The 12,328-nt window shown below is 59.9% G+C and carries 13 protein-coding genes; 5 read left to right on the forward strand and 8 right to left on the reverse strand.

What is annotated here, in order from left to right:
• The first annotated feature begins 231 nt into the window (after nt 1-231).
• Both FY152_06850 and FY152_06855 read left to right on the forward strand, forming a co-directional pair.
• The gene (locus FY152_06850; protein ID UXS31817.1) at nt 232-597 is read left to right on the forward strand and encodes a VOC family protein; all 366 of its coding nucleotides are present in this window, start codon (nt 232-234) and stop codon (nt 595-597) included.
• A gap of 142 nt (nt 598-739) precedes the next feature.
• Nucleotides 740-967: a hypothetical protein gene (locus FY152_06855; protein ID UXS31818.1), complete on the forward strand. Its 228-nt coding sequence runs from the start codon at nt 740-742 to the stop codon at nt 965-967.
• Nucleotides 968-1,012: 45 nt separating this feature from the next.
• Here the strand turns inward: FY152_06855 and FY152_06860 are convergent, their stop codons facing one another.
• The gene (locus FY152_06860) at nt 1,013-2,740 is read right to left on the reverse strand and encodes an ABC transporter ATP-binding protein (GenBank protein UXS31819.1); all 1,728 of its coding nucleotides are present in this window, start codon (nt 2,738-2,740) and stop codon (nt 1,013-1,015) included.
• A gap of 229 nt (nt 2,741-2,969) precedes the next feature.
• On the opposite strand from FY152_06860, the gene FY152_06865 reads away from it, so the two are divergent.
• Nucleotides 2,970-4,208 (forward strand): AI-2E family transporter, encoded by a 1,239-nt coding sequence (locus tag FY152_06865; GenBank protein ID UXS31820.1) that lies wholly within the window; start codon nt 2,970-2,972, stop codon nt 4,206-4,208.
• Nucleotides 4,209-4,409: 201 nt separating this feature from the next.
• Here the strand turns inward: FY152_06865 and FY152_06870 are convergent, their stop codons facing one another.
• Complete coding sequence (locus FY152_06870) at nt 4,410-4,865, reverse strand: GNAT family N-acetyltransferase (protein ID UXS31821.1); 456 nt, start codon at nt 4,863-4,865, stop codon at nt 4,410-4,412.
• Nucleotides 4,866-4,971: 106 nt separating this feature from the next.
• On the opposite strand from FY152_06870, the gene FY152_06875 reads away from it, so the two are divergent.
• Nucleotides 4,972-5,394, forward strand: a complete 423-nt coding sequence (locus FY152_06875; GenBank protein ID UXS31822.1) for a hypothetical protein — start codon at nt 4,972-4,974, stop codon at nt 5,392-5,394.
• Between the two features lie 119 nt (nt 5,395-5,513).
• Here FY152_06875 and FY152_06880 read toward each other — a convergent pair whose 3' ends face one another.
• From FY152_06880 to FY152_06890, 3 genes are all read right to left on the reverse strand, one after another.
• A complete protein-coding gene (locus tag FY152_06880; GenBank protein ID UXS31823.1) occupies nt 5,514-6,668 on the reverse strand; it encodes a DUF2336 domain-containing protein in 1,155 nt (384 codons plus the stop codon).
• A 106-nt stretch (nt 6,669-6,774) separates the two neighbouring features.
• On the reverse strand, nt 6,775-7,392 hold the full coding sequence (locus FY152_06885) for a flavin reductase family protein (GenBank protein UXS31824.1): 618 nt from the start codon (nt 7,390-7,392) through the stop codon (nt 6,775-6,777).
• Complete coding sequence (locus FY152_06890; protein UXS31825.1) at nt 7,392-7,973, reverse strand: nitroreductase; 582 nt, start codon at nt 7,971-7,973, stop codon at nt 7,392-7,394. Before FY152_06890 ends, FY152_06885 begins: the two co-directional genes overlap by 1 nt.
• Before the next feature lie 110 nt (nt 7,974-8,083).
• Here FY152_06890 and FY152_06895 point away from each other — a divergent pair, with 110 nt between their 5' ends.
• Nucleotides 8,084-9,076, forward strand: a complete 993-nt coding sequence (locus tag FY152_06895) for a hypothetical protein (protein ID UXS31826.1) — start codon at nt 8,084-8,086, stop codon at nt 9,074-9,076.
• 241 nt (nt 9,077-9,317) lie between these two features.
• Here FY152_06895 and thrS read toward each other — a convergent pair whose 3' ends face one another.
• From thrS to yidD, 3 genes are all read right to left on the reverse strand, one after another.
• Nucleotides 9,318-11,321, reverse strand: a complete 2,004-nt coding sequence (thrS, locus tag FY152_06900; GenBank protein ID UXS31827.1) for a threonine--tRNA ligase — start codon at nt 11,319-11,321, stop codon at nt 9,318-9,320.
• Nucleotides 11,322-11,447: 126 nt separating this feature from the next.
• Nucleotides 11,448-11,969 (reverse strand): DUF1697 domain-containing protein, encoded by a 522-nt coding sequence (locus tag FY152_06905; protein ID UXS31828.1) that lies wholly within the window; start codon nt 11,967-11,969, stop codon nt 11,448-11,450.
• A complete protein-coding gene (gene yidD, locus FY152_06910; GenBank protein ID UXS31829.1) occupies nt 11,966-12,325 on the reverse strand; it encodes a membrane protein insertion efficiency factor YidD in 360 nt (119 codons plus the stop codon). Before yidD ends, FY152_06905 begins: the two co-directional genes overlap by 4 nt.
• Between the last annotated feature and the right edge of the window lie 3 nt (nt 12,326-12,328).

The raw sequence follows: 12,328 nt of genomic DNA on the forward strand, positions 1-12,328 counted from the left end.
CCTCTTTTTGATGCGGGAGATTGTCGGTCATTTTGCCGGCGGTTATCCCGGCACGGGAAGCCCCTGCTCCGGCAGCGCCGCGGGACATCAGGGCCGCTAGATGCGCCCGGAGCGGCGGGTTTTTGCCACCGCATGGGGGACTATTTCGTTTGGCGATTGACAGCCGGGATGTCGTGCCATGTACACAGGCGGTCGATACATTTCCGGCACTATTTCAGAAGGAACAGCGAAGTGAACCTGATTGCCCACGTCGAAATTCCGGTCCTTGATCTTGAAAGGGCAATGCGTTTCTACACCGCCGTTTTTGATGTGAACTTCGAAGAGATCGTCACGATCCACGATAACCGGATGGCCTATTTCCCCTTTGAGGAGGGAAAGGACGGGGCGAGCGGCGCGCTCGCCGAGGGCGAGACCTATGTTCCGACGAAAGATGGGGCGATTATCTATCTTGGCGTCCAGAATATCGATGATGTTCTTGCCAGAGCCGTTCAGCATGGCAGCGAAATCCTGTTTCCGAAAACGCCGGCAAACGAGAATCTCTTCGTCGCCGAAATCGCTGACAGCGAGGGAAATCGCATCGCCATCCAATCCACCTGAGGCGGATTCCGCGGCAAAATAACGTTGGCGATGGCCGGGCAACCCTCACGGCCTTGTCATCGCCCCTGCCCCGTCATTGCGGAACAGCCGCTCGCGCGCCTGCGTTGATCTTTCACGAAGCAACGATATTCCGGGGAAGCTCATGCGATACGGCGATAAATTCAGTGTGGTGCATCATCCGAGCCGATGGCCGAAATACATCATGGCGCATCGAAGACCGCGTGACTGGCTGATGACGATCAGCGGCATGGTGCTGCTGTTCATCGTCGCCGCCACGGTCGCCATGGGTTATCTCGTTACCAGCCATCCCGGCAAACCGGAGCCGAACCCCGGCATAGTCGAGGAGCAGGCTACGGAAAACGGGGCGTAAAGCAGCGCTAGCGGCACAAAGCCTCCGGCGGCAGGCGCCGGGGACTCAGGCCGGAAGATGCGCGCTGAACTGCGCCTCATGCAGGCGGCTGTAATGGCCTTTGGCGGCCAGAAGCTCGGCGTGGGCGCCGGTTTCGGCAATGCCTGTCTGGTCCACCACCACGATGCGCGATGCATCGCGGATCGTCGCCAGCCGGTGGGCGATGACGAGCGTGGTGCGGCCTTTGGCAAGTTCCGTCAGCGATTGCTGGATGGCCCGTTCGGTCTCGGTATCGAGCGCCGACGTCGCCTCATCGAGAATGAGGATCGGCGGGTTCTTGAGGAACATGCGGGCAATGGCAAGACGCTGTTTCTGGCCGCCCGACAGCTTGACGCCGCGCTCGCCGATAACGGTGTCGAGCCCGAGCGGCATCGCCTCGATGACGCCATCGAGACGCGCGCGCCGTGCCGCATCCATGATTTCCTCATCCGATGCACCGAGCCGGCCATATTCGATATTCTCGCGAATCGTGCCGCCGAACAGGAAGACATCCTGCTGCACGATGCCGATCTGGTTGCGCAGTGAAGTAAGCTTCATCCTGCGGATATCGACGCCGTCAATGGTGATCGCGCCGCTGGTGACGTCGTAAAAGCGCGGCAGAAGCGAACAGAGCGTTGTCTTGCCAGCTCCTGAAGGGCCAACGAAGGCCACCGTCTCGCCGGCGCTGATCTTCAGGCCGATATTGGTAAGAACCGTCTTGCCCTCGGCATAACCGAAACCGACATGGCGATATTCAATATCGCCGCGCAGCAGCGGCGCTTCCACCGCATCCGGCGCATCAACGATATCAGGCGCCGTGTCCAGCAGCTCGGTGAAGCGGCGGAAACCGGCAATGCCCTTGGGATAGGTCTCGATGACCGAATTGATCTTTTCTACCGGCCGGAAAAATACGCCCACCAGCAGCAGGAAGCCGACAAAGCCGCCTTCGGTCAGGCTGCCCGTCAGCACGAACCAGGCGCCGCAGATCATCACGATCATCTGCGTCAGGCGCATGCTCATATAGCTGAGCGAGGTGCTGGCGGCCATGATCTTATAGGCGTCGAGCTTGGTGCGGCGGTATTTCTGGTTGTCCTTCTCGAACAGCGCGCGCTCGTGGTCCTCATTGGCAAAGGCCTGCACCACCCGCATGCCGCCGACATTTTCCTCGATACGGGCGTTGAAGTCGCCGACACGACCGTAGAGTGCGCGAAAATTCTGCGTCATGCGGCCGCCGTAACGACTGGTCACCCAGGCGGTGACGGGTACGACGGCGGCAGTGATGAACGCCAGCTGGACATTGACCGACAGCATCAAAAGGAAAGCGCCAATGAAGGTCATGATGGCGATGAACAGATCCTCGGGGCCGTGATGGGCTACCTCGCCGATCTCCTCCAGATCCTTCGTCAGCCGCCCGACAAGATGGCCGGTCTTCTGATTGTCGAAATAACGGAAGGAAAGCTTCTGCAGATGATCGAAGGCCAGACGCCGCATATCGGTCTCGATATTGATGCCGAGCATGTGTCCCCAATAGGTGACGGTCGCCATTAGCCCGGTATTCAGCACGTAAATGACGAGAAGACCCACCGACGCCGCAAGGATGATCGCCCATTCACCGCCCGGCAGCAGCACGTCGACAAAGGCCTTCACCGCCATGGGAAAGCCGAGTTCGAGCACGCCCGACAAAACCGCGCAGGAAAAATCGAGAATGAACAGACCGCGATAGGGACGGTAATAGGAAAAGAAACGGCGGAGCATGGCATGACCTGGAGATCGGACGCGGCAACCCTGCGCCGCAAGAAAAACGGAGTTCAATTGTCATATTTCAATGCGCGAGCCAAGACCGATGTTCTATTTTTACCAAAATCGTTCAATAGGCTAGGCAATAAACACACAACGGTAATGTGATCCGATTATATTGCACTTATATGTATCGGTGTGACAGAGTGAATGCACCCTTCGGGGAGAATGCGAGAAAGAGCCTGCCGTGAGTAATATTGACAGCCGTAAGCCCAGTGGCGAACCGAGATGGCTTGGTCCCGCCAGCCCGACGCGGATCGCCCTGATCCCGCCCATCTCGGCTGCGCGCTGGCTGCTCGTTCTCGTTGCCCTTGCCGGCATTTATTTCTTCCACGGCTTTCTCGTCCCCGTTCTCGCCGCCCTCGTCATCGGTTTTGCCAGCTGGCCGGTCTATACACGGCTCTTGCGGCAGGTAGGCGGCAACACCACACTCGGCGCCACCATCGCCATCATCCTCATCCTCGCCTTCCTCGTCGTGCCGATTTTCATCGCCGCCTCCTATACGGCCAGCGAAATTCGCGAATGGTTCGGCTGGGCCGTTCATGTCAACAAGACGGGCGCTCCCGTACCGGACTGGATCGCCGCACTTCCCGGCGTCGGCCCCTGGTTCGGCGAGCAATGGGTGAAATATATCGGCACGCCGGGCGCCATCGGCGAAGTCATCCAGCTCGTCAGCGGCGCCAATATCGGCAATATCTACCGGGCGATCCTCGCTGCCGGCAATGGCGCCTTCCACCTCGTGCTGACGCTGCTGTTCATGCTGATCGCGCTGTTCTTCGTCTACCGCAACGGCGCCGGCTTCACCCGCCAGGTCGACCTTGTGGGCGAACGCATCCTGCCGACACGCTGGGAACGCATCTCCCGCGTCGTGCCCGCCACCATCAGCTCCACCGTTACGGGCATGACGCTGATCGCCATCGGTGAAGGCATCATCCTCGGCATCGCCTACTGGATCGCCGGGGTGCCCTCACCCGTCACGCTCGGCGTTCTCACCGGCGTCATGGCCCTCATTCCGGGCGGCGCGCCGCTCTCCTTTACGCTGGTCTCGATCTATCTGGTCGCCAGCGGCTCGCCGGCCTACGGGCTGGCGCTGTTCGTCTGGGGCTCGGTCGAGCTTTTCATCGTCGACAAGACCATCCGCCCCAAGCTGGTCGGCGGCCCGATCAAACTGCCCTTCCTGCCGACCTTTTTCGGCCTCGTCGGCGGCGTCAAGACCATGGGCTTCCTCGGCCTCTTCATCGGCCCTGTGTTGATGGCGCTGCTCGTGGCGATCTGGCGCGAATGGGTGCGCGAAGTGGAACTCTCGGGCGCCGTCAGCGCCGAGCTTCCGCCGTCACCGCCCACGCAGGACGATCCCGTTGATGAGGTCGCTGCGCTTGAAGACGATAACGAGGAAACAACGGCATTTCGAAAAGCCGCTTTCTGATTGCTGATGCCTGCAGTGAAGGGCTTGCTCTAAAGCGGCTCAGCTGGCGAAAAATCCCTGAACCCCGCCTCCGTCATGCTCGGGACTGTCCCGAGCATCTGCGACCGATTGATTTCACGCTACGTGGTTGGATTCTCGGCACAAGGCCGAGGGTGACGTCGAGTGTGCAGCACGGCTTGCCGGCAAACGCGCGCAGCAGGCTTAAAGCGCCTTCTCCATGAACAGGCTGAGCGGATCAGGCCTGTAGGGTGCGAAGGCTTCGATCTCCACAAAGCCCGCCTTGCGGTAAAGACCGATCGCTTCCGGCTGGCTGATACCGGTTTCGAGCCGGATGGCGGCAAGACCAAGCTCCACGCCACGCGCAACAAGCGTATCCATGATCAGCTTGCCGATCCGCAATCCCCGCGCTTCGGGATCGACGAACATGCGCTTGACCTCCGCCGTGCCGTCGCCCGCTTCCACCAGCGCACCGCAGCCGACCACGCTGCCATCATGCCGCACGACGAAAAAGGAAACATTGTCCTTTTCCAGCTGGCCGATATCGACAAGGTGATTGCTCTCGGCGGGATAAAGCGATGCCATATAGGCGTTCGAAAGATCGATGAGGCGCAGAACCGCTTCCTGCCGGGGCGTTTCAAGCTTGATTTCCGTGGCCAATGCGATGCCTGCTTTCTCTATAAAAATGCGTATTTCGTCGTAATGTCACTGCAATCCCGATAGATGAGTTTCTAGAGCATAATTCCTGACAGAGGCAACACACATCATGAAAACAGCCCTCGTCCTCATGACCTTTCTAGGCTGCGACGATAGCGCCACCGATTGCCATTACATCGCCACATCGCAGCAGCGCTGGACGAGTATCGAGCTCTGCGACGCCGTTTCCGAGAAGGAGCTGGAACGTTACGCCAATGCGTCATATCCGGTCGTCGTGGCGGTGTGCCAGACACCCGGCGAAGAGACGCCCCAGACCGCGGGCAATACGCCCGGCACCCAGCCTCCTGCCGCCGCTGCACCGGCAGAGACACCACAGGTGACGCAGAAGGAAGAAGAGAGCATGACCCGGCAGGCGATCAGCCGCGTCAGCCGTATCCTGCCGTCCACCGAAGGTGTGAAACACCTGCTCGGAACGCCGGTGCGGATGGTTGAAAACAGCTATTCCTGGATCGCCAAACGCTTCGAGAAATAAGGAAATGACCTCCACTCATTCCTGTGACAGGCATAGGAATGAGTGGAGGTGGGATGCGCCGGTTCGAAAAAACATCGCAGCGTTTAATGGATTTCGATCTCGCCGAAAATCCCCAGACCTCAGGCTGCTTCCACCGTCAAGGCTTCCGCATAGTGCCGCGCCTTCTGCCGTTCTTCGGCCATGGCGAGTTTGCGGACGGCATGCAGCAGCTCGAAAAGCGTTTCCGAGCCATCGGCATTGCGGAAATGGGCAAGCAGTTCGGCCGAAACGGAAGCTGCGGCCTCTGAAAGATGCGAGCGGGCGGCGCGGCGCCACATCAGCGTCGCCTCGGTAAAGACATCGACGACATCACCGAAAAGGCCGATCGACTGGAACAATGCTTTCAGCGCATGTGGCCGTCCGGTGGCAAGAATGGCGCGTACCTTACGGTCGTCGAGGCCCGAAAGATTGACCATCGCCGCCGTGAAGAATTCCAGCTTGCCCGAACAGACGGCGTGGATGAGAAGCGCCGGTGTCAATTCCAGCCTCTGCCGCAGATGCTCCACCAACGCGGGCAATTCAGGCGACGAAACGCTGCCGGCAATAAGGATGGTGGCGCAATCCTCCGCTTCGCGGAAAATGCTGTCGGCGCGACTTTGCGCAATCAGGGCATGAACCAGTGCTGAGCCCGCCAGAGCTTGGCTGACGCGGCCCATCAGAAGGTGACGCGCATCGGCCGGCAGCGCCTCGCGGCGAAGCAGAAGATCGCGAATATCGGCATCCGAACCATGGCGCTCGGCAATGCGCCGCAAGGAAAACGGCGTGATGAAGGCATCGTCGTTCTCGAGAAGAATGATCGTTTCCGGCAAATCGCCGACTTCGGCAAGTGCTGCACAGACCCCGCGCGGCAGGGCCGGCCTCGCGGCGATGAGGGCACGGGTAACACTTTCGCCACGCCCGGCAAGATCGACTAGATCGGCCTCCCCGAGAACGGGCGAACGGGCAATCACCGTGCAGGCGATTTCCGGCTGGTCTTCGGCAAGCGAAACGAGAATGGCGCGCGGCGCATCGGTGGCTTCCGCCAGCGCCTCGGCAAGCGCCAGCCTGACACGCGGCGAAGGATCGTCGAGAAGATAGGTCATCGCCATATAGGCGGCGTCGCGGTTCTCCCGCGCCATGTCGGAATGCAGATAGGCGCGACCGAGAGCATTGGCGGCTTTCGCCCGCTCGGTCGATCCAGCCTTTTCAGACCAGCGAAGAAATGCCTGTACGATCACCTGAGCCTCGAAACACATTCGCAACAATGAGTGACGGCATCATCGCCGCCACCATGTATAAAACTCTAGGCGCAAATGGTTTACGTTTGGTTCACCATAAAATTTAACCGTTGCCGGCGAAGAACTATATTGATGGCGCAGTAGAAGGCCGCTGCAGCTGGAATACATCGCTGCCGCCGTCGCAATAATCCATATAACCCATGCGCGCCACGGGACGCGCCAGCCCCATATCGATACGGCCGTCGCGAATGATCGTCTCATCGATGTGGATCGCCATGACCTGTCCGATGACCATCCACGAATCCGCCGGCTTGCCATCGATGTCCATGAGCTGCTGTATCTGCGTCACCCGGCATTCCAGCACGGCCAGCGCCTCGCCCACGAAAGGCGCATCCACGACCCGACCGTCAACGGCGGTCAGACCCGCAAGGGCGAATTCATCGACATCGTAGGCGACGGGCGCTGAAGAGGCATTCATCCGGTCGACCAGGTGGCGGCTGACGAGGTTGGCGGTGAAAACGCCGGTCTCCTCCACATTGCGCAGGCTGTCCTTACGCCCGCTGGAGGAAAACATGACGAGCTTCGGCCGGTCGGAAATCGCATTGAAGAAGGAATAGGGAGAGAGGTTGAGAGAACCGTCCCTCCCCTTCGAGCCGATCCAGCCGATCGGCCGCGGCGCGACGATCGCCTTGAAAGGATCGTGCGGCAGACCGTGCTGGTTGGTATCGGTGGTGTAGAACATCAGACGTCCCCAACCCAGGTCACCACGTCGGCAAGCTCCGGCCGTGGCCGTTCCACCGGCGGGAATGTCGTTGAGCCGATATGGATATAACCCGCCACCTTCTCGTCCGCGGCAACGCCCAGTTCCGACAGGAAGGCCTGGTCGAAGGCGAGCCATTCCGTCAGCCAGTTTGCCGCATAACCATTGGCATTGGCCGAAAAGATGAGATTGAGGCAGACGGCGCCGGCGGACATGACCTGTTCCCACTCCGGGATTTTGAAATGTGGCTTGGCGGTGCTGATGACGGCGATGACGACAGGCGCGCGGGTGAAGCGGGTACGCTCCGCATCCTGCTGCTGGAGGTCCAGCTCCGGGTTCTTCTCGAGCGCGATCCGGAGCGCGGCTTCACCAAGGCGCACACGATCTTCACCGCGGTAAACGACGAAACGCCAGGGCGCCAGCTTGCCGTGATCCGGAACGCGCACGGCAAGGCGCAGGATTTCCTCGATGTCCGCTTTCGAAGGACCCGGCTCGGAAAGTTGCAAAGCGGGCGTGGAACGGCGCACCTTGAGATAGTCGAGGAGCTTGATATCGCTTGTCATGATCAAAAATCTTCCATTCTGCTGTCATCGCGAAATTATGGGCCTTGAAATAGCCACGGCATTGGTTTTGAAGTGATCCGGGAAAATCAAGAAGTCAATCGGTATCGAAAATGTCGGCAATCAAATTCGTGGCCAAATTCGCGACACGTCTGGCCATTGCGTTCGCCGCGATCGGCATTTTATCACAGGCAGCTTTTTCGCAGGATGCGTTTAAAGACTTCAAGCAGCTTGGCGGCACGCCGAAAATGCCGAAACTCAATGCTTTCACCGCCCCGACTGCGCCCAATGCCCCGACAAGCACCGCCCGCGACATCGCCATGGAAGCCAAGCTGACGAGCGAAGGCGAAGCGGTGAAGGAAGGCCTGTCCTGGCGCGTTTTCAGCCCGATCCCCGGTGCTGACGGCAAATTGCCGATGCTGGCAAGCTCCGAGGGCGGCTCGGCACATTTTAATCTGGTTCCCGGAGAATATTTCGTCAACGTCGCCTTCGGCCGCGCCGGCGTCACCAAGAAACTCAACATTCCGACATCAGGCAACGTTCAGAAACAGGTGTTGATTCTCGATGCCGGCGGTTTCGTGCTGAACGCGGTCGCAGGTTCCGACAAGCAGATCTCCGGCACCCAGCTGAAATTTTCCGTCTACTCGTCGGACGCCCGGCCGGACGGCGAGCGCGGCCTCGTCATGTCCGATATCAAGCCCAACACCATCGTCCGCCTCAATGCCGGCACGTACCACGTGGTTTCCGAATATGGCAACGTCAATGCGGTGGTGCGCGCCGATATCCAGGTGGAAGCCGGCAAGCTGACGGAAGCGACCCTCCAGCATCAGGCCGCCCAGATCACCCTCAAGCTCGTCTCCGAAGAAGGCGGCGAGGCCATTGCCGATACGGCCTGGTCGGTGCTGAACGGCGGCGGCGACGTGGTCAACGAAAGCGTCAGCGCCTTTTCGACCATGGTGCTGGCAGAAGGCGAATATACCGCCATCGCCCGCAACAAGGACAAGGTTTTCCAGCGCAACTTCAAGGTCACGTCCGGCCGGGATTCGGACGTGGAAGTGCTGATGAAGGATCAGGCGCCGGAAGATATGACCGGGGATTTCGAGTAGGTTCGATTGAACTAATCGCGAGGCCAGCGGTATGACCCAAAAACCTCTCCTCCGTCATGCCGGACTTGATCTGGCATCCAGCCACGGCGCGTCTGCGTCGTGAGAAACGAGTCTTTCGCGATCAAGGACTTGATCGCACTGGACCCCGGATCAAGTCCGGGGTGACGGAGTGCGGATGCCCCGCCTTCTGCCAGCACATCCCCACAAACAAAACGGCCCCCGAAGGGGCCGTCGTCATTTCTCAAGCAACCTGCTTCTTCGCCGCAAGCTTGCGCTTCACATCCGGCGGCGTCGCTTCGTCCACAAGGCTCGTAATCGCATCTTCCAGCGACATCGGCGTCTGGTTCTGCGAACCGAGACGGCGGATGTTGACGGTGCGCTCTTCCGCTTCCTTGCGGCCGCAGACGATGATGACCGGAACCTTGGTCACCGAATGCTCGCGGATCTTGTAGTTGATCTTCTCGTTGCGGAAATCGGTCTCGACTGCCATGCCGGCCTCGCGCAGCGCTTCGGCAACCTCACGGCCGTAATCATCCGCATCCGAGGTGATCGTCGCGACCACGACCTGAAGCGGCGCAAACCACAGCGGCATATGGCCGGCGAAGTTCTCGATGAGAATGCCGAGGAAGCGCTCCATGGAGCCGCAGATGGCGCGATGGATCATCACCGGCTGCGTCTTTTCGGAGTTCTGGTCGATATAGAAGGCGCCGAAACGTTCCGGCAGGTTGAAGTCCACCTGCGTCGTGCCGCACTGCCATTCACGGCCGATGGCATCCTTCAGCGTATATTCGAACTTCGGCCCGTAGAACGCGCCCTCGCCCGGCAGAATGCCGGTCTTGATGCGGCCTTCGGACTGTTCCTCGATGGTCTTCAGAACATCCATCATCACGCTTTCGGCGCGATCCCAGAGATCGTCGGAACCGACGCGCTTTTCAGGGCGCGTGGAGAGCTTGACGACGACTTCGCTGAAACCGAAATCCTCATAGACGGAGAGGATGAGGTCGTTGATGCGCAGGCATTCCGCCGCCATCTGCTCTTCCGTGCAGAAGACATGCGCATCGTCCTGCGTGAAGCCGCGAACGCGCATCAGGCCATGCAGAGCCCCGGAAGCCTCATAACGATGCACGGTGCCGAATTCCGCAAGGCGGACGGGCATTTCGCGGTAAGACTTCAAGCCATGCTTGAAGATCTGCACGTGACCCGGGCAGTTCATCGGCTTCAGGGCGAAAACGCGCTGATCGGCTTCCTCGTCATCGGGATGGGTGAAGGCATGGGCGGATTTCACCGCGAACATGTTTTCCTGATACCAGCCCCAGTGACCGGAGGTTTCCCACAGCGACTTGTCCAGCACCTGCGGCGCGTTGACTTCCTGATAGGTATTGGCAAGCCGGCGGCGCATATAGGCCGTCAGCGTCTGGAACATGCGCCAGCCCTTGCCGTGCCAGAACACGACGCCCGGGCCTTCTTCCTGGAAATGGAACAGGTCCATTTCGCGGCCGAGACGGCGGTGGTCGCGCTTTTCGGCTTCCGCCAGCACGTGCAGATAATTGTCCAGCTCTTCCTGCGTCGCCCAGGCGGTGCCGTAGATGCGCGACAGCATCGCATTGTTGCTGTCACCGCGCCAATAGGCGCCGGCCACCTTCATCAACTTGAAGGCCGTTCCGATCTGCCCCGTGGAGGCCATATGCGGGCCACGGCAGAGATCGAACCAGTCGCCCTGGTAATAGATCTTCAGGTCCTGACCTGCCGGAATGGCGTCGACCAGCTCGACCTTGTAGTTCTCGCCCTTGGCGGCGAACACTTCCTTGGCCTTTTCACGTGACCAGACCTCGCGGGTAAACGGCTTGTTGCGCAGAATGATTTCCTTCATGCGCTTTTCGATCTTTGGCAGATCTTCCGGCGTGAAAGGTTCGTTCTTGGCGAAGTCGTAATAAAAGCCGTTCTCGATTACAGGGCCGATCGTCACCTGCGTGCCGGGCCACAGTTCCTGCACGGCTTCAGCCATGACGTGGGCGGCATCGTGGCGGATGAGCTCCAGCGCACGCCCGTCTTCACGCGTGACGATCTCGATTTTGCCATCGGTGATGGTCTCGGACAAATCGCGCACGGTGCCGTCAAGCGCAATGGCGACAGCCTTCTTGGCAAGCGATTTGGAAATGGATTCGGCGACCTCGCGGCCGGTCGTACCGGCGGGGTAGCTGCGCACGGATCCATCGGGAAATGTAAGGGAAACAGCTTCAGACATTGTCTAACTCTCCTGTCCAGTCCCGCCAACGAATGCGGGTGGTGTTGGAATAATAATCGCCCGACTAGTAATGGGCAGGCAGGCTGATAAAGAATTTTGCCGTTCCAGTCAAAGGTGAACGGCGTTTCACCGGAGCATTTCAGCGAGTCCGTTGACGGTATTGGCGTTGCGTGTCGTCCCTACCCCAAGCCTCCTGGTGGTCAATACCGATAGAAGCCGGCTTTCGCTTGGCTTGCCGCCAAAATCGATCCAGAGGTCGCCGCCGACAAGGGTGATCTTTTCATCCCGGCGATATTTCTCCAGAAATCCGAGGACGTCGCTGCCGAGTGGCTCGCGCATCACCCGCACGCAGACGTCCGGTGGATGACCGTCAGTAAACGGATTCTCGGCGGTCAGTCTCAGCCAGTCAGGGCCTGAACGAACGAGAATATCGACATGTTTGCCGAACCGTTTCTCAAAGGCGCGCTCGAGCCTGTCCTCGATGTCGCGAACAGGAGCAGCCTGCGCGTGAAAGACAAGATTTCCCGTCGCGACCAGCGTTCTGCAGTCACCAAAACCGAGCTCCTGCGCCATTTCACGCAGATCGGCCATGAGGAGCCGCCTGCCCGCACCAAGCACGATACTGTGCAGCAGAGCCACATAGGTCATCGGCGCAGCTTCCAGTAACGCCAGGGCGCCCACCAGCGCCTGTTGCCGCCGAGCTTTTCCGGCACCGGATCAAGCCCGCTGGTACCACCCGGCCCGCAGCGCGCGACGCGAAACAGCGTCATCCATCCCCCCGCCCAAAGCCCGTGGCGGGCAATGGCCTCATAACCATATTCGGAACAGGTGGGGATGTGGCGGCAGGAGTTCCCGATAAAACCGGAAAGCGTCAGCTGATAAAGCCGGATGAAACCGACGCCCAGAAGCCGCCCCGGCGTTTTGGCAAAGGCGCCGCCCCAGTTGCGGGATCGCCCGGCCTTTACCGCCGTCTCATTATGCCGGCAGCCCGGTTCGCCGCACATTGC

The sequence above is a fragment of the Agrobacterium tumefaciens genome (genome assembly GCA_025560025.1).
In the GTDB taxonomy this organism is placed as follows: Bacteria; Pseudomonadota; Alphaproteobacteria; order Rhizobiales; family Rhizobiaceae; genus Agrobacterium.